Source organism: Streptomyces sp. R818, from assembly GCF_056172735.1.
Map to the genome: position 1 here is coordinate 322114 of NZ_JAOCNE010000002.1, position 15715 is coordinate 337828.

General features: G+C 71.9%; 17 protein-coding genes and 1 pseudogene. 9 read left to right on the forward strand and 9 right to left on the reverse strand.

The window, feature by feature from the left end; translation table 11 throughout:
* Positions 1–88 precede the first annotated feature (88 nt).
* On the reverse strand, positions 89–694 hold the full coding sequence (locus N5I75_RS04325; protein WP_476674439.1) for a hypothetical protein: 606 nt from the start codon (positions 692–694) through the stop codon (positions 89–91).
* Positions 691–1944 (reverse strand): serine hydrolase domain-containing protein, encoded by a 1254-nt coding sequence (locus tag N5I75_RS04330; RefSeq protein ID WP_476674441.1) that lies wholly within the window; start codon positions 1942–1944, stop codon positions 691–693. The genes N5I75_RS04325 and N5I75_RS04330 overlap by 4 nt, the downstream gene beginning before the upstream one ends.
* Positions 1945–2652: 708 nt before the next feature.
* Between N5I75_RS04330 and N5I75_RS04335 the strand changes: the two genes are divergently transcribed.
* From N5I75_RS04335 to N5I75_RS04365, 7 genes are all read left to right on the forward strand, one after another.
* Positions 2653–3894 (forward strand): ATP-binding protein, encoded by a 1242-nt coding sequence (locus N5I75_RS04335; RefSeq protein ID WP_476674443.1) that lies wholly within the window; start codon positions 2653–2655, stop codon positions 3892–3894.
* Positions 3891–4736: a roadblock/LC7 domain-containing protein gene (locus N5I75_RS04340; RefSeq protein ID WP_476674445.1), complete on the forward strand. Its 846-nt coding sequence runs from the start codon at positions 3891–3893 to the stop codon at positions 4734–4736. Before N5I75_RS04335 ends, N5I75_RS04340 begins: the two co-directional genes overlap by 4 nt.
* Entirely contained in the window at positions 4729–5112 is a 384-nt protein-coding gene (locus tag N5I75_RS04345) for a DUF742 domain-containing protein (RefSeq protein WP_476674447.1), read from the forward strand. The genes N5I75_RS04340 and N5I75_RS04345 overlap by 8 nt, the downstream gene beginning before the upstream one ends.
* A 4-nt stretch (positions 5113–5116) precedes the next feature.
* On the forward strand, positions 5117–5677 hold the full coding sequence (locus N5I75_RS04350; protein WP_394428115.1) for a GTP-binding protein: 561 nt from the start codon (positions 5117–5119) through the stop codon (positions 5675–5677).
* Positions 5678–5689: 12 nt separating this feature from the next.
* The gene (locus N5I75_RS04355) at positions 5690–7078 is read left to right on the forward strand and encodes a cytochrome P450 family protein (RefSeq protein ID WP_476674449.1); all 1389 of its coding nucleotides are present in this window, start codon (positions 5690–5692) and stop codon (positions 7076–7078) included.
* A 93-nt stretch (positions 7079–7171) separates the two neighbouring features.
* Positions 7172–8419 (forward strand): cytochrome P450, encoded by a 1248-nt coding sequence (locus tag N5I75_RS04360; protein ID WP_476674451.1) that lies wholly within the window; start codon positions 7172–7174, stop codon positions 8417–8419.
* Positions 8416–9237, forward strand: a complete 822-nt coding sequence (locus tag N5I75_RS04365) for an enoyl-CoA hydratase/isomerase family protein (protein WP_476674453.1) — start codon at positions 8416–8418, stop codon at positions 9235–9237. The genes N5I75_RS04360 and N5I75_RS04365 overlap by 4 nt, the downstream gene beginning before the upstream one ends.
* A gap of 68 nt (positions 9238–9305) precedes the next feature.
* On the opposite strand, the gene N5I75_RS04370 is transcribed toward N5I75_RS04365, so the two are convergent.
* From N5I75_RS04370 to N5I75_RS04400, 7 genes and pseudogenes are all read right to left on the reverse strand, one after another.
* The gene (locus N5I75_RS04370; RefSeq protein WP_476674455.1) at positions 9306–9599 is read right to left on the reverse strand and encodes a hypothetical protein; all 294 of its coding nucleotides are present in this window, start codon (positions 9597–9599) and stop codon (positions 9306–9308) included.
* Positions 9600–9666: 67 nt separating this feature from the next.
* Positions 9667–10116, reverse strand: coding sequence for a spore-associated protein (locus tag N5I75_RS04375; protein WP_476674457.1), 450 nt, complete (start codon positions 10114–10116; stop codon positions 9667–9669).
* Between the two features lie 274 nt (positions 10117–10390).
* Positions 10391–10615: pseudogene (locus N5I75_RS04380) on the reverse strand (substrate-binding domain-containing protein); the annotation flags it as partial.
* A gap of 45 nt (positions 10616–10660) precedes the next feature.
* Positions 10661–11251, reverse strand: coding sequence for a TetR/AcrR family transcriptional regulator (locus N5I75_RS04385; protein WP_476674459.1), 591 nt, complete (start codon positions 11249–11251; stop codon positions 10661–10663).
* Positions 11252–11296: 45 nt separating this feature from the next.
* Positions 11297–11998, reverse strand: coding sequence for an SDR family oxidoreductase (locus N5I75_RS04390; protein WP_476674460.1), 702 nt, complete (start codon positions 11996–11998; stop codon positions 11297–11299).
* 145 nt (positions 11999–12143) lie between these two features.
* A complete protein-coding gene (locus N5I75_RS04395) occupies positions 12144–13196 on the reverse strand; it encodes a sensor histidine kinase (protein ID WP_476674462.1) in 1053 nt (350 codons plus the stop codon).
* 10 nt (positions 13197–13206) lie between these two features.
* Positions 13207–13902: a response regulator transcription factor gene (locus tag N5I75_RS04400; RefSeq protein WP_476674463.1), complete on the reverse strand. Its 696-nt coding sequence runs from the start codon at positions 13900–13902 to the stop codon at positions 13207–13209.
* 114 nt (positions 13903–14016) lie between these two features.
* On the opposite strand from N5I75_RS04400, the gene N5I75_RS04405 reads away from it, so the two are divergent.
* Positions 14017–14667, forward strand: a complete 651-nt coding sequence (locus N5I75_RS04405) for a M15 family metallopeptidase (RefSeq protein WP_476674465.1) — start codon at positions 14017–14019, stop codon at positions 14665–14667.
* Positions 14668–14684: 17 nt separating this feature from the next.
* The gene (locus N5I75_RS04410; protein WP_476674752.1) at positions 14685–15695 is read left to right on the forward strand and encodes an endonuclease/exonuclease/phosphatase family protein; all 1011 of its coding nucleotides are present in this window, start codon (positions 14685–14687) and stop codon (positions 15693–15695) included.
* Positions 15696–15715 lie beyond the last annotated feature (20 nt).

Below are 15715 nucleotides of genomic sequence, written 5' to 3' on the forward strand. Positions count from 1 at the left end.
GAGGTAGGAGATGCGCCGCTCGCGAGCGCGGTCGCGGATGACGTCCATGTCCGGGGCGGTGGTTGCGAGTGGTGGCGTCGGCAGGACGTCACCGGCGTGCCGGCGGCAGCGGTCGGCGAGGTCGCCGGAGAAGGCCGCCATGCGGTCGAACCGGCGCGGTCGGCGCCCGCGCCGCGGAACGCGGAGCCGGTCGGCCACCGGCAGTCCAGCGGGGTGGAGCGGCCGACGAAGCGCGGGTCCACGCCCAACACGTCGTAGCGTGCGGCGACGTACGCTTGCGACCCAGGTCGCCCAGGCTTTGCAAGGGCGTCCGATCGTCTGTGCCCGCCGGGGCCGCGCCGCCGTTGAGCAGCAGCGGGCCGACGCGGTGGGCGGTGTCGGTGGCGCGGATCCGGGAGACGGCGACGGTGATCGTACGGCCGCGAGGCGCGTCGTAGCTGAGCGGTACGGTCACGTCGGCGCACTCGGCGCCCGCCTGTTCCAGCTCCTTGTCGGTCGCGTCGTCGGCGCCGAGCACGCAGCTCTTCCAGTCGAGGCGCTGGTGGTGGTAGCGGGCGAGGGGGTCGGAGGCGGCGTGGGCCTGGGCGGTCGTGGCGGGCAGGGCGGTCAGGGCGAGGGCGGTGGCGGCGAGGCCGAGGGCCGCTTTTCTCGCTGTCCTCGCGGGGGTGTGCGGAGGGTGGGCTGAGCGCGTCACTGGTGCTTCCCTTCGGTGGAGCGCGTCGTTCGGCTGGATGGCGGGTTCTCGCAGAAGGCCGCCTGGACGACGTCCAGGAAGTCGAGTTCGGCCTGGAGCGTGTCCGGTACTTGGTTGAGCGCGACGGCGACACTTCGTCCGCCGGGGCCCACGGCGGTCAGCGCCCGGTGGCCGCCGGGCACGGTCCCCGCATGCCCCCACCACCGGCCGCCGCAGCGCAGCGGGGAGGCGATCAGGCCGAGGCCGTACCGGGCGCCGGGCCAGAGCCGGTCGGGGTCGGCGGCCACGGTGTCGCGCATCTCGGCCAGTTGGGCCGGGGGCAGCAGACGGCCGCCGAGGAGTGCGGTGCCGAACCTCGTCAGGTCGGCGGGCGTGGAGATCAGCGCGCCGCCGACTCCGCCGAACGTCGTGTTCCAGGCGGTGCCGTCGACGAGGCGGCCGTCCTCGGCGGTGAAGTAGGAGCGGGAGTGCGGGCCTTGTATGCGGGTGTCGTCGCCGGGCCAGTACGTGTCGCGCAGGCCGAGGGGGCGGATCACGCGGCGGGTGATCTCCGCCTCGGGGGAGCGGCCGGTGACCTTGGCGATGATCAGGCCCGCGAGGAGGTAGTTGGTGGTGGCGTAGTGCCACGTGCGGTCCGGGCGGGGCAGGTCCAGGGCCCGGTCGACGAGTTCGCGCGGCTCGAAGTGGCGGTACCGCAGGCGCTCGGGGTGCTCCCACTCCGGGGCTTCGAGGTAGTCGGGCAGGCCGCTGGTGTGGCGCAGCAGTTGCCGTACGGTGATGCGGCGGCCGTCGTGGCCGTTGCGCCGGATCATGCCGGGCAGATAGCGGTCGACGGGCGCGTCCAGCGTGAGCCGGTGCTCGGCGGCGAGTTGCAGGACGACCGTCGCGGTGAACGTCTTCGTGACGCTGCCCGCGCGTAATCGGTCGGCCGCGTTCATGGGGCGCCCGGTGACCCGGTCCGCCGTCCCGACGGCCTCGGCATGGGTCCCGCACGGCGCGCCAGCGTCGGCGTCGGTGACCAGGACCGCGGCCCCGGTGATCCGATCGCGATCGACGAGCGTGCGCAACGCCTGACGCAACTCGCCGTGCGAACCGCAGGCAGTAGCAGTAGCAGTACGCGGCGCGACCTCGGCGGCCTGCGCGGCAACGGGCGCGAGCGGCACGACGAGAGCCGCCAGCAACGCCCCCACGCCGGCACGTCTGCGCAGGCGTGCGACGACCGGACTCGCGGTGATCAGAAACTCGGACATGCCGCAACGCTAGGCAGCCGCCCGCACCCGGTCACTCGGGGTGGCTGGCCACTCGGGGGTGGGGGCAACCGCAGTACGGGGGTACGGCGGGCCCCCGGGGGACGGTGCGGGTGTGGGCAACGCCGGGCCGGTGCCTCCCCCCGCCGGCCGGGGCACCCCGCAACACCGCGCCTGTGAAGATCCGGTGCACGGTTCCGTCGGCAGTCGACGGTGGCCGTCACACCCCCGACCCACCGCATCTACACGGTTGTAGATTTTGGCCAACTTCTGATCGTCCGGTGGCTGAAAACAGTCCCTCGGGTCATGCGGCCCGTCCGCGCCGACACCGCGCGCCGCGGGCAATTCCCTAGGTGTTCATCTAGTGAGCGGGGTATTCGAACGCCCGTTGACGTTCTGTTGAAATGCGGACATCACGCCTGGTGGAGAGGGGGAGCGGCGAGGTCCCAACCCAGGGCTCAGCAGGGCTTTCGGCGCTGTCAGCACGGGGATGCGGGGGCGTCCGAGGGGACGTCTCCGCGCGGATTCCGAGCCGTGATCACGGTGATAGCATCCCGGCATCCGCGATCTTGATCCACTCGTCCCGCGCGCCGCCTTGCGACGCGGCCCCCACATGTGCCTCGCCTGCCGGGCGGTGTCCCGGGCCGTGGCGTGGGCCCCGACGACGTGCATCTGTCGCTCACTGCATGCCATGCGCCGAGAAAGGTTTCCATGACACGAGACGCACTTGTGTGGTGCCTGGTTGCGATAGCCGCGATATCCATCGCCGCTGTTGTGGCACTCACCGCCCGCAGTAGAGCCCTCGCGGCGAAGAAGAAGCAGACCGAGGCGGAGCTGCGCCAGCAGTTGTCCACCCTGAACAGTCAATTGCACGTGTCCCGCGTCGAGTTGCAGCGCATCTGGGACGAGCGCGACGGTGCGATCCTGGAGGCGAAGGAAGCCGCCGAGGAGAACACCAAGGCCGTCCTCAAGGGCGCCGCCAGCTTCCTGCAGAGCCTCGCGGCCGAGCAGACGACGCTGCTCGACAGCATCCAGCGCAGGTACGGAGGGCACGCCGTCCTCAGCGACCTGCTCGACGTCAACCACGCCAACGCCCAGATGGCGCGCAAGGCGCAGGGCATCGCCGTGATGTGCGGCGCCCCGCTCGGCCGCCGCTCACGGCCCGCCAGCGTCTACGACGTGGTCCGCAGCGCCCAGGGCCAGATCCGCAACTTCAACCGGGTCGCCATCATGCAGCAGACCGGCCTCGCGCTGAAGGCGTCGGCCGTCGCACCCGTGGCGCTCGCCGTCGCGGAGCTGCTTGACAACGCTGCCAGCTTCTCCCAGCAGGACGCCCCGATCGAGGTGACGTTCCAGCGGGTGCAGAACAACCTGTGCATCGTCATCGACGACGCCGGTGTCAGCATGAGCGACGAGGACCGGCAGCGGGCGACCGCACTGCTCTCCGGCAACGACGTCCCCCGCCTGTCGCAGCTGGGCAACCAGCCGAAGTTCGGTTTCCCCGTCATCGGCCTGATCGCCCGTCAGTACGGCTTCAAGGTGGACGTCACCGGAGTCTCCCGGTACGGCGGCGTCCGCGCCGTCGTCCTGCTGCCCGAGGAGCTGTGGACCATGGAGGAGACGCCCCCGCAGGCCGACGACGCGCCCGCGCAGCCGAGGGAGGCGGCGGTCAGCCCGATCCGCCAGCCCGAGCCGCGCATCGAGGCCGAGCAGCGTCCCGCGGACGAGCGGCCCGCCCCCGCCCCGAGGCGGACGGTGCACGGCCTGCCGAAGCGCGGAGCGCGCCAGTCCCCGGTCACGAGCGTGACCGACGCCGCGACCGGCCGGCCCGGCCCCCGGGGCGCCACGGAGGTGCCGCGCACCTCGGGCCGCAGCCTCGGCGCCTTCCAGCGGGGAACGATGTCGGGCCGCAACCTTGAGGCGGCCCCGGCGGAAGGGTCCGAAGACGCATGACCTCAGACCTGTCCTGGATGCTCCAGGACATCGTGCAGAACGTGCCCCGGGCGCGCCACGCCGTCCTGCTGTCCGCCGACGGTCTGCCGCGCGGCGCGACCGAGGGCCTGGACGCCAAGGACGTCTCCACCATCTCCGCCGCCATGGCCGGGATGCAGTCCCTCAGCCGGGCCACCGCCCACTTCGCCGGTCCGGCGAAGGACGGCGAGTGGAGCCAGACGATCATCGAGTTCTCGCACGGCTGGATCTTCCTGATCGGGGCCGGCCAGGGCGCCTACCTCGCCGCGGCGGCCGAGCCCGACGTGGACATGCAGCAGATCTCCTTCCGCATGCACCGCCTGGTGGCCCGGCTCGGCAACAACCTCACCTCGGCGCCACGCGTCCCGACGGACGAGAGCGCGGCGAACAGCGGGGGCGACGCGGCCCGGCACTCGGCCACCAGCGGCTCGGGGTTCGTGCTGCCCGCCCTCGACAAGACCGTCGCCGAGGTGCGCGGCGCCCGCCACGCCGTACTGCTCGGCGGCGACGGGCTGCCGATCGGGGCGACCGCGGGGATGCCCCGGGACATGGCGGACACCATCTCCGCCGCCATGACCGGCATCCACGCCTACAGCCGGGTGACGGCCCAGTTCGCGGGGGACGTCGAGGAGCCCGCGTGGCGCCAGACCGTCATCGAGTTCTCGCACGGCTGGATCTTCCTGATCGCCGCAGGTGGCGGGGCCTTCCTGGCCGCCGCCGCCGAACACGACTGCGACATCGAGGAGTTCACCACGCGGCTGCACGAGGTGGTGCCCGACCTGACCGCGCAGTCGCCGTACGGCGGGGGAGCCGCTGATGTCTGAGGACCCGGACGAGGGGCCCGAGCTCACCGCCCCGTTAGTGCCCCTGTTCGTGATCACGAACGGGCGCGCCCTGCCCCCTGAGCACCAGTACGAGCACACGGCCCTGGTGACCGCCGCCCGCGACGGCGAGGCCGCCATGCGCGGACTCTCCCCGGAGGCGCGCACGGTCGTCGACCTCGTCGCCGACGGATTCCTGTCCGTCGCCGAGGTGGCCGGCCACACCCACCTGCCGCTGGGCGTCGTACGCATCCTGCTCGCGCAGTTGGAGGAGAGCGGCCTGATCCTCGTCAGAAAACCCATACCGCGCGCCGAACGGGTCGACAGGGAACTGGTCAGCGCCGTCCTCAATGGCCTGAAGAACCGATTCGGAGCGTGACTTCTTGTACCTGGATCCAGACGTCTCCCATGCGGTGAAGATCCTCATAGTGGGGCACTTCGGGGTCGGGAAGACCACCTGCATCGGCGCCCTCTCCGAGATCGAGCCGCTGCGCACCGAGGAGGAGATCACCGAGGCCAGCGTCGGTTTCGACGACCTCTCGGGCACGCCGGACAAGACGACCACGACCGTCGCCATGGACTTCGGCCGCCTCAGCCTCAGCGAGTCCCTCGTCCTCTACCTGTTCGGCACGCCCGGACAGGAGCGGTTCAAGGAGATGTGGGAGGAGCTGTCCCGGGGCGCCCTCGGCGCGCTGGTCCTCGTCGACCCCGAGCGCCTGGACGAGTCGTTCCCGGTCCTCGACCTCGTGGAGCGGTTCGGCCTGACGTACGCCATCGGCGTCAACCACTTCGACGGCACCGTCGACTACCCGCTCGAGGAGGTGCACGAGGCGCTGAACCTCTCGCCCGAGACGCCGGTCGTCAAGTGCGACGTACGCGACGAGCAGTCCGCGGCGCAGGCACTCATCACCCTCGTGAAGCACCTCATGTCCCTGCTCGCCTAGGAGCCCCCCGCCATGCAGCACCCCCAAGACACCTCGCACATACCGCAGGGCTGCCCCGCGCACGAGAACCTCCACCTCTACGGTCCCTCGTTCGGCGCCGACCCCGACGGGCACTACGCGCACCTGCGCGCGGCCGGACCCAGCGCGCCCGTGGACATCGCCCCGGGCGTCGAGGTCGAGCTGGTCACCAGCTACGACGCGGCCCTGCACATCCTGCACAACCCCGCGTCGTTCGTCCGCGACTCCCGGCGCTGGAACGCCCTGAACGAGGGGCGCGTCCCCGCCGACAGCCCGGCCCTGCCGATGATGGGCTACCGGCCGAACGCCCTCTTCAGCGACGGCGCGGCGCACGCGCGGCTGCGCCAGGTCGTCACCGACAGCCTCGCGACGGTCGACGAGCGCCAGCTCGTGCGGCTCACGCAGCAGTCCGCCGACTACCTGATCAGCCGCTTCAGCGCCGAACGCGGCGGCGAGGCGGACCTGATGGCGGCCTACGCCGCCCCGCTGCCGCTGCTCGTCTTCAGCCAGCTGTTCGGCTGCCCGCCCGAGATCGGTGACCGGGTCATCTCCGGCATCAGCGGCATCTTCGAGGGCACGCCCGGCGCGGACGAGGTCCTCGGCGGCGCGCTGGCCGAGCTGATCGCCCTCAAGCACCGCCGGCCCGGCACCGATGTGACGTCGCGTCTGATGCAGCACCCGGCGGGGCTGAGCGACGAGGAGGTGCTGCACCAGCTCGTCACCCTGCTCTCCGGGGGTACGGCGCCGCTCGCGGCGACCATCGGGACCAGCACCGCGCTCTACCTCGGCGAGGACTGGCAGGCCGGTCTCCCGGTCGAGGGCGCCGTCTCCCAGACGCTGTGGAACTACGCGCCGATCGCCAACTACGCGGCGCACTACCCGACGCACGACGTGGAGCTCGGCGGCCGGACGATTCGCGCCAACGACCCGGTGCTGATCTCCTTCGCCGCGGCCAACACCGATCCCAAGCTGAGCGTCCACCGCGAGCAGCTCAGCGCGAAGGCGCATCTGGGTTTCGGGGCCGGGCCGCACGGCTGCCCGGCCAAGGACCCGGCGTTCATGATCGCGGTCACGGCCGTCGAGTCGCTCCTGAAGCGGCTTCCCGACGTCGAGCTGAGCCGTCCGTTCGCGGCTCTCGCGTGGGTGCCCTCGCCGTGGAGCCGCTCCCTGGTGACGCTCCCGGTCCGTTTCACTCCGCGAACGATTCCCTTTGCAGGCGGCGATCTGAGTCAGTCGTCCTCCGGTTCCGCTTCCCGGCCCTCGGTCGCCCCCGCGGATGCGCTGGTGGCACGGAACAACCAGGTGGATGCCGGTTCCGCTGCTTCGAAGCAGCGCAAAGGGGGTCTCTTCAGCCGATTCCTCTCCTGGACCCGGGGCGAGTGATTTAAGTAACTCCGCGAAAACAGTAAGTAATTGGATGGTTCAACGATCTTGTGGGTATCCATGGCGCTCGAAGCTCAGGAAGGAGCCGTCGCCATGGGAGTTGTCTCCGCTCAGCCCTACGACCGTCGGGCCGCCGTCTCACTGTTCTCACGACTGCGAACCGCCAAAGGACAGGCCGACCCCTTTCCCCTCTACGCCGAACTCGCGGCCAGGGGCGGGGTCAGCCCGGCCCCCTGGGGCGGCTCCCTCGTCACGGACTTCGACGTCTGCGACCAGATCCTGCGAAGTCGCGAGTGGCTCGAACCGGACGCGCGCTGGCGAGAACGCCAGGGGGCGGGCACGCGCTGGAACGCGCCCTCCTCGCGGGAGATGGGCAAGACCCTTCCCGCGCTCAACCCCCCGGACCACACGCGCGTACGCCGCGCCGCCGGCGGTTTCGACCGCTCGACCATCGCGGACCTCGGCCGGACCGTCGAGACCGTGACCGACCAGCTCCTCGACGCGCTGGTCGAGCAACTGCGCGAGGGCGGTACCGACTTCGCCGCCGCGGTCAGCGAGGAGCTGCCCGTGGCGGCCGTCGGGCACTGGCTCGGGCTGCCCGCGGCGGACTGGCCCCGGCTGCGCGCCCTGACCCACGAGCAGGTCTTCACCCAGGAACTGCTCCCGTCCGCCAGCCAGCTCGCCCGGTCCGACGCGGCCACCGCCGAACTGCGCGCCTACTTCGTCGAGCTGGTCCGCAGCCGGCGCGCCCGGCCCGGCGACGACCCCGTCTCCGGGTGGATACGGACGTGGGACGCCCTCGAACCGGACCGCGCCGAGGCCGACGAACAGGTCTACCTGCTCGCCCTGTTCGTCGTCCTGGCCGCACTGGAGACGACCGCGACCCTGCTGACAACGATGGCACTGCGTCTGGTCGAGAACCCCGAGCGGTGGGATCTGCTGACCTCCTGCCCCGAACTCGTCCCCGCATTCGTCGAGGAATCACTGCGGTACGACCCGCCGACCCATGTCATCAGCCGGGTCGCCTCCCGGGACACCGTCCTCGGCGGGATCGAGATACGCCAGGACGAGATGGTGCACCTGATGGTGGCGGCGGCCCAGCGCGACCCGGCCCGGCACCCCGACCCCCACCGCTTCGACCCGCTGCGCCGCCCGGCCCACCTCGCCTTCAGCGGCGGCATCCACTACTGCCTCGGCGCCCCGTTGGCCCGGCTCGAGGCGCACACCCTGCTCCGCCGCATGATCCAGCGCCTTCCCCGGCTCACCCTCGTACGCCCCCCGACCTGGGCGCCCCGCGTGGCGTTCCGGCGCCCCCTGAGTTTGGACGTTGCTTTCGCATGACAATGCTGAATCGTTTCTTCACCGGGTCGTCGGAGTCGGCCGGGTCTTCCGAGGCCTCCGACGCGTCCGGGGCGTCCCGTAAGGCGGTCCTCGTCGAGGAGGACGGCCCGGTCCTGCACGTCCGCCTCAACCCCGAGGGGCAGGGCGACGACACGCTGAGCGCCGCCGTCCTCGACGCCCTGACAGCGGTCCTCGACGACCTCCACGACCGCCCCGACCTGCGTGTCCTGGTGCTCTCCTCCCTGGGCGAGAACTTCTGCCTGGGCGCCGACCGCACCGAGTTCCAGGCCGCCATGGAGACGGACCCGACCGGGGCCGCCCTGCGCCGCATCGCCGACAAGGCCCACCGTCTGTGCCAGGCGCTCGAGAACACCCACGCGGTCACCATCGCGCAACTGCACGGCAAGGTCATCGGCGCGGGCCTCGCCCTGGCCTCGTACTGTGACCTGCGCGCGGGCGCGGACACCTGCACCTTCCGTATGCCGGAGGTGGGCGTCGGGCTGCCCCCGGCCTGGGGCGGTGCCATGGGCCGCCTGATCTCCGAGGGCGGCGCCGCCAGGATCCGGGAACTCATGCTGACCTGCGACACGTTCGACGCGGCCACCGCGCACCGGATCTCCCTCCTGCACAAGGTGACCCCGGCCGACGGCCTCGAACGGGCCGTCTCCGCCTGGACCCGCCCCCTCGGCCGCCGCGCACCGGAGGCCCTGGTCACGACGAAACGCATGCTGGCGGGTTACTCGCGGGCCGACCGCACCGCCGACATGACGCTCCTCGACTCGCATCTGCTGGCCGCGCAGGTGGCGCGGGGGAGGTGACCCCCCGACGGCTGACGGCTGAGGGCTGAGGGCTGAGGGCTGAGGGCTGACGCGTCCGTCCTCCGTGCTCAGCCGAGACCGCGGTGTGCGGCCCACAACTCCCCGGCGCGCTCGGCGGCCTGCGAGATCAGCGCCGCCAGTTCGGGTCTGTCGGGAACAGGGAACGACACGTAGGCGCCCCGGCCGCCCTCGACTGGCCTGCCGTACGCCTTCGTGGCGAGGTGTCCGTCGGGGAGGAGCCGGACGTTGAGTGTGGTGAGGGCGAACACCTGGCCGCGCCGGGTGTCCGTCCAGCGGAGCGCCTCCGGGATCGTGACGTTGATCGCCAGAGCATTCACTGCGAGTTCGAGGTCATCGCCCATGCGCGGATGATCTCACGCACGCCACCGCCCCGGCCGAGGTCCGTGACCTGGCCGGGGCGGAGATGCGTCAGCGGATCGTGGTGACCCGCTGCTCCTTCAGGGCCCCGCAGTTGGAGCCGTACACCGAGACGTAGACGTTCTTGATGCTGCCGCCCCAGTCCACGCAGTGCGCCTTGCCGTACACGTAGGCCGGACCGGCGTACGAGGTGTAGCGGCCGTAGTCCGAGTCCCCCTGGTCGGTGTCGGGGACGTAGACCCAGGCCGACATGTCGACCGCGGTGCCGGGGGTGGAGCGGATGGTCGCGACACAGTTGCGGCCGTTGCTGCTGTTGTAGGTGAGGTAGATGGTCCCGAGCGATCCGACCGCCGCGGAGTTCACGGTCTTGTAGGCACTCCCGCAGACCTTCTGCGGTGTGGTGTTGGGTGCGGCGGAGGCCGGTGACGCGAGGACGGCCGTGGAGCCCGCCGCGAGGGCCGCCACCGCGGACAGTGACAGCACAGAACGGTTGAATCGCATATTTCCCCCTTGTTGTTCTTGGAGTGCTTCCTCCTGCTTGGTGTGACATCCCGGACCGGGCAAGGGTTGTCGTGTCGGCGTCGAAGTGGCCGAGATGCGCGGATGTGGCCGGAAGTACGCGGTGGCGTGACGTCAGTTCACGGTGGTCGTCCCCGACAGGGACAGATCGGCGCCCTGACCGTCGCGGGGTCGCGCGGTCAGGTCCCAGGTGTACGAGCCCGAGGCGACCCGGCACCCGTCGTCCATCCGCGCCGTTCCAGGACGCGCGGACGGCGGCGGCCGCCGTGGCCCCGGCGAGCGAACCGACTTCGCGCAGCGGCGCGTCGAGCGCGGTGACCGGCGGGGTCGTCGCGCTGAGCGTGCTCAGGCCGCCGGTTGCTACGAGGCTGCCGTCCTCCGGGACGCGGCGCCCGGTCACGCCGAGCCCGTGCAGCAGCCCGAGCGCGAGGTGGCTGATGTACGCGAGGGCGGCCGTGGCGGCGCCGGTTTCCCGCCGCACGTCGCGCTGAAGGCCCTGAACAGCCGTGTCGATGTCGGACCGGGACTACTCCATGCCCGCCGCGTCGAGCAAGGCCCTGGCCGTCGTGGTGGCCAGGCCCCGCAGGGTCTCCGCCTTCGCGCCCGCCCGCGCGCTCGCGCCGTCGAAGACGAGGGTGAGCTGACGGGCGAGCAGTTCGGGGTCGTGGGCGCCGCCGCGCTCGGCCTCCGCGCGGAAGACCTCGGTCAGGGAGTTCTTGGCGCGCAGGGCGACGGCGCGCGCCGGGTGGTCCTGGTCCTTCAGCTCGACCAGGACCGACAGGAACGGACATCCCTGGTAGTCCGCCGCCGCCGACGCCTGCTCCAACTGCTCGAACACGTACAGGATGCGCTCGCGGGGCGGCCGCTCGGTCTCCGCGTCCAGGCCGAAGGTGCGCCGGTACGCGGGCGCCCGCCGCGCCAGGCTCTCCGCGAGCACCTCGTCCTTGCCGCCGAAGAGCTGGTACATCGAGCGCTTCGACACTCCGGCGGCCCGGCACAGGGCCTCGACGCCGAGAGAGACGCCGTCGCGGTAGAAGAGTTCCATGGCCGCGTCGAGCAGCCGGTCCCTCGTGGACGCCTTGTCCGTGGTGGACGCCTTGTCCGTGGTGGTGGCCATGGGGCGAGGTTACCTCCGGGGAGCCGAGCGGTTCACGGCGGCCGGTCAGGCGGCCAGCTGCGGGTACAGGGCCGGGATGTCGCCCGAGAGGCCCGCCTTGACCTGGCGGGTCAGCTCGTCGGCGAGCACCTCGAAGGCCCCGTTCTCGATGCCGTCGAGGGCCTGGGCGGCGACGTCGGCCGGTGAGGACTTCGGGGCGTCGATCGCCGCGGTCATGTCCGTGTCGACGTAGCCGACGTGGAGCCCGGTGACGGAGATGCCCCGCGGGGCCAGATCGAGGCGCAGCGAGTTGGTCTGGGACCACAGCGCGGCCTTGGAGGCGCTGTAGGAACCGGCGAGGCCGATCCACGACAGCACGGAGTGCACGTTCAGGATGTGTCCGCCGCCGGCGCGTTCGATGACGGGGACGAACGCGCGGGCGGTGAGCAGCGGCCCGTAGAAGTTCGTCTCGAAGTCCCGGCGCACGTCGTCGAGCGGGGAGTCCAGGAAGGACGCGTGGGTGGAGACGCCCGCGTTGTTGATCAGGATGGTCACGTCCCCCGCCGTACGCGCGGCGGCCTCGACGGACGCGGGGTCGGTGACCTCAAGGGCCAGCGGCACCGCACGCGGGTCCGTGATGGTGCGCGGATCGCGGGCGGTGGCGTACACCTTCTTCGCTCCTCGGTCGAGAAGGCCGTCCACGAGGGCCTTTCCGATGCCTCTGCCGCCACCCGTCACCAGGACCACTGCGCCTTCGATCGCGGTCATGACTCGCTCCGTCCCTGCCGTTGAAGGGCCATGGAGAGGCCCGTGGAAAGCTGGAAAGCCGTTGGAAACCGATCGGTTTCCTACTCTCGGAAGAGTAAACCGATCGGTTTCACGGGGCAAGTCCCGGTGGTAACCGGCGTGCGGCTCACGCTGTGGACAGGGGCAGCTCCACCGTCATGCGCAACCCTCCCGACGAGCGCGGTGTGAGGGTGAGTGCTCCGTCGTGGGCCTCGGCGATCGTCTTGGCGATGGCCAGGCCGAGGCCGGCCCCGGCGTGATCGGTGTGGACGCGTTCGGTGCCGCGCTGGAACGGCTCGCTGAGCGTCGCCACGAGAGCAGGGGCGAGGACCTCGCCCGTGTTCTCGACCGTCAGCACCACCGCGCCGGCCTGGACACCCGTGCTGACCCACACAGTGCCCCCGCCGGACAGGTTGTGGACGATCGCGTTGTGCACGAAGTTCACCGCCAACTGGCGCAGCAGCGCGGGCGATCCGCTGGTCATGCTGATGTCGCCGTGGATCTCGACGGTGACCCCGTGCTTCTCCGCCAGGGGGAGAAGCGTCTCGACGGCCTCCTCCGCCACGAGCGACAGATCGACGCGCTCGCGGGCGAAGGCCCGCTGCTCGGCCCGGCTGAGCAGCAGCAGCGCCTCGGTCAGGCCGATCGCCCTGGTGTTGACCGTGTGGAGCCGGTCGAACAGCTCGTCGGCGTCGCGGTCCGGGTCGCTGCGGGCCACGTCCAGGAGCGTCTTGGAGATGGCCAGCGGCGTGCGCAGCTCGTGGGAGGCGTTGGCCGCGAACCTGCGCTGCTCGGCGACGTGCGCCTCGAGCCGGGCGAGCATCGTGTCGAAGGCGTCGGCGAGCTCGCGGAACTCGTCCTCGCGGCCCGGCAGCCGGACGCGGTGGGAGAGCGACCCGGTGGCGGCGAGCCGGGTGGCGTCCGTGATCCGGGTCAGCGGCGCGAGCATCCGGCCGGCCAGGAACCACCCCCCGACCAGGCCGAACAGCAACAGGAAGGCCAGCACGACAGCGGCCATCGGCGCGAAGGCGCGCAGCACCGGAAGGCGGTATCCGGGCTGGACGATGAGCCCGGGGTGCGGCACACGCATCAAGAAGAACCACGCCGCCGCGAGCAGCAGGACCCCGGCCAGCGTGAGGAAACCGGCGTAGCTGAGGGTGAGTTTCAGCCGCACGCTCACCCCGGGCTCCCTAACCACGATCGCCCTCCCCGGAGCCCGCACGGGTGTGAGTGTCGATGCGGTAGCCGACGCCGGGCACGGTGGTGATGAGCCAGGGTTCGCCGAGCCGCTTGCGCAGTGCGGAGACCGTGATGCGCACGGCGTTGGTGAACGGGTCCGCGTTCGCGTCCCACGCCCGTTCGAGGAGGTCCTCGGCGCTCACGACACCGCCCTCGGCCGCGACCAGGACCTCGAGCACGGCGAACTGTTTCCGGGTCAGCGCGACGAACCGGCCGTCGCGGTAGACCTCCCTGCGGAACGGGTCGACACGCAGCCCCGCGAGCTCCCGCACGGGCGGCCTGCTGTGTGCGCGCCTGCGGTCCAACGCCCGCAGCCGCAGCGCGAGTTCGCGCAGTTCGAAGGGTTTCGTCAGGTAGTCGTCCGCGCCGAGCTCGAACCCGGACGCCTTGTCGTCGAGGCGGTCGGCGGCGGTGAGCATGAGGATCGGCATACCGCTGCCGGACGCGATGATCCGCCGCGCGATCTCGTCACCGGACGGTCCCGGCACATCGCGATCGAGGACGGCGATGTCGTACGCGTTGACGCTCAGCAGCTCCAGCGCGCTCTCCCCGTCCAGCGCGATGTCGGCCGCGATGGCCTCCAGGCGCAGGCCGTCACGGATGGCCTCCGCCATGTAGGGCTCGTCCTCCACGATCAGCACACGCATGGGAACGAGGCTACGAGCCGCCGCATATCGCGGGCATATCGAAAACCGCATACGTGTCGGCAACACGGCCGCTCCTTGACTGACGTCATGGATCGCACCACACCTTCAGCACACATGCCGAGCCGACCGAGCCGCCGGACGCGGTGGTGGCTCGTCGCCGTCGCGCTGGTCGCCGTCATCGCGGCGGGCACCGCCGTTCTCGCTCGCCAGGGGACGCATTCCGGGGCCGCCTCGGCGCAGCCGACCTCGACGGCGGCGCCCCCCGCGCGGCCGTCACCGCTCGGCTCACGGGCAGCGCGCGACGGCGCGCCCGACACGGCGGACGGTGTCGTTCCCGACGGCGCGACCGTCTTCGACACCGGCCTCCCGGCCGTGGCCCGCCTCGACCCGGAGCTGCGCGACGCACTGCACCGGGCGGCGCGGGCGGCCGGCGGCACGGGAACCGTCTTCCGCCTCAACAGCGGCTGGCGCTCCGCCGCCTACCAGAACCAGCTCCTGCGCGAGGCCGTCGCCGAGTACGGCTCCGAGGACGAGGCGGCCCGCTGGGTGGCGACCGCGGCGACCTCCCCGCACGTGTCCGGCGACGCCGTCGATCTCGGACGCTCCGACGCGACGGCATGGCTGTCCGAGCACGGCGCCGCGTACGGGCTGTGCCGGATCTACCGGAACGAACCCTGGCACTACGAGCTGCGCACCGCCGCGATCGACGACGGCTGCCCGGCCCCGTACGCCGACCCCACCGAGGACCCGAGGATGCAACGGTGATCAGCAGCCCCTCCGCCCTGCGCGGCGGCGCCCGCAGGGCGGCCCGCGCCGCCCTGCGCCCCGGACCGTGGCGGCGCGGCCGGATCGTCGCGGCATCGGCCGTGCTCCTGGCCCTGCTCCTCCTGCTCCACGCGTACATCCCGAACGGTGTCGGCAACGTCGGCAGCCTCGTCGACACCTTCCTGCCGTGGTGCGGCCTCTTCGTCCCCGCCCTGCTCGCGGCGGCACTGTGGCGGCGCTCCGCGTGCGCGGTGGCCGCGCTGCTGCTGCCGGTCCTGCTGTGGCTGAATCTGTACGGCGGGCTGCTCACCGACAGGTCCCACGCGGGCGGCGACCTCACCCTGGTGAGCCACAACGTCGGCGCGGACAACCCCGACCCGGCGGCCACCGCCCACGCCCTCGCTGCCTCGGGCGCCGACGTACTGGCCCTGGAGGAGATCACCGCGCGGGCCACGCCCACGTACGAGAAGGAGCTGGCGGCGGCCTACCCGCACCACACCGTGCGCGGCACGGTCGGGCTGTGGAGCAAGCTCCCGCTGTCGGGGACCGCACCGGTCGACATCGGGATGGACCACGGGCCGCTCGCGGCCACCAAGCGGGGAAGCGCCGACACGGCCGACAACCGCGCCCTGCGCACCACGGTCACCACCGGCCGCGGGCCGCTCGCGGTGTACGTGGCCCACTTCGCCTCCACCCGCGCCACCCCGAGCGGCGGCTTCGCAACGGCCCAGCGGAACCGCGGGGTCCAGGCGCTGAGCGCCGCCGTCGCCGCCGAGCGGACGGAGCGGGTGGCGCTGCTCGGCGACCTCAACGGATCCACGGACGACCGCGCGTTCTCCGCCCTCACCGCCCGTCTGCGCTCGGCCCAGGACGTGGCAGGCGCGGGGTTCGGGTTCAGCTGGCCGGCCGCGTTCCCCGTGGTGCGGATCGACCACATCCTCGTACGGGGTGTGGAGCCGACGAGGGCGTGGGTGCTCCCGGCGACCGGCAGCGACCACCGGCCGGTGGCGGCCCGGGTCGAGTGGTGACGCTCTGAGCGCGTCCAGCG

Coding starts and splice junctions, on each gene's coding strand:
- N5I75_RS04340 (WP_476674445.1), top strand. CDS start 3,891: ATGACCTCAGACCTGTCCTGGATGCTCCAGGACATCGTGCAGAACGTG.
- N5I75_RS04345 (WP_476674447.1), top strand. CDS start 4,729: ATGTCTGAGGACCCGGACGAGGGGCCCGAGCTCACCGCCCCGTTAGTG.
- N5I75_RS04360 (WP_476674451.1), top strand. CDS start 7,172: ATGGGAGTTGTCTCCGCTCAGCCCTACGACCGTCGGGCCGCCGTCTCA.
- N5I75_RS04375 (WP_476674457.1), bottom strand. CDS start 10,116: ATGCGATTCAACCGTTCTGTGCTGTCACTGTCCGCGGTGGCGGCCCTC.
- N5I75_RS04335 (WP_476674443.1), top strand. CDS start 2,653: ATGACACGAGACGCACTTGTGTGGTGCCTGGTTGCGATAGCCGCGATA.
- N5I75_RS04385 (WP_476674459.1), bottom strand. CDS start 11,251: ATGGCCACCACCACGGACAAGGCGTCCACCACGGACAAGGCGTCCACG.
- N5I75_RS04390 (WP_476674460.1), bottom strand. CDS start 11,998: ATGACCGCGATCGAAGGCGCAGTGGTCCTGGTGACGGGTGGCGGCAGA.
- N5I75_RS04365 (WP_476674453.1), top strand. CDS start 8,416: ATGACAATGCTGAATCGTTTCTTCACCGGGTCGTCGGAGTCGGCCGGG.
- N5I75_RS04355 (WP_476674449.1), top strand. CDS start 5,690: ATGCAGCACCCCCAAGACACCTCGCACATACCGCAGGGCTGCCCCGCG.
- N5I75_RS04330 (WP_476674441.1), bottom strand. CDS start 1,944: ATGTCCGAGTTTCTGATCACCGCGAGTCCGGTCGTCGCACGCCTGCGC.
- N5I75_RS04370 (WP_476674455.1), bottom strand. CDS start 9,599: ATGGGCGATGACCTCGAACTCGCAGTGAATGCTCTGGCGATCAACGTC.
- N5I75_RS04405 (WP_476674465.1), top strand. CDS start 14,017: ATGCCGAGCCGACCGAGCCGCCGGACGCGGTGGTGGCTCGTCGCCGTC.
- N5I75_RS04400 (WP_476674463.1), bottom strand. CDS start 13,902: ATGCGTGTGCTGATCGTGGAGGACGAGCCCTACATGGCGGAGGCCATC.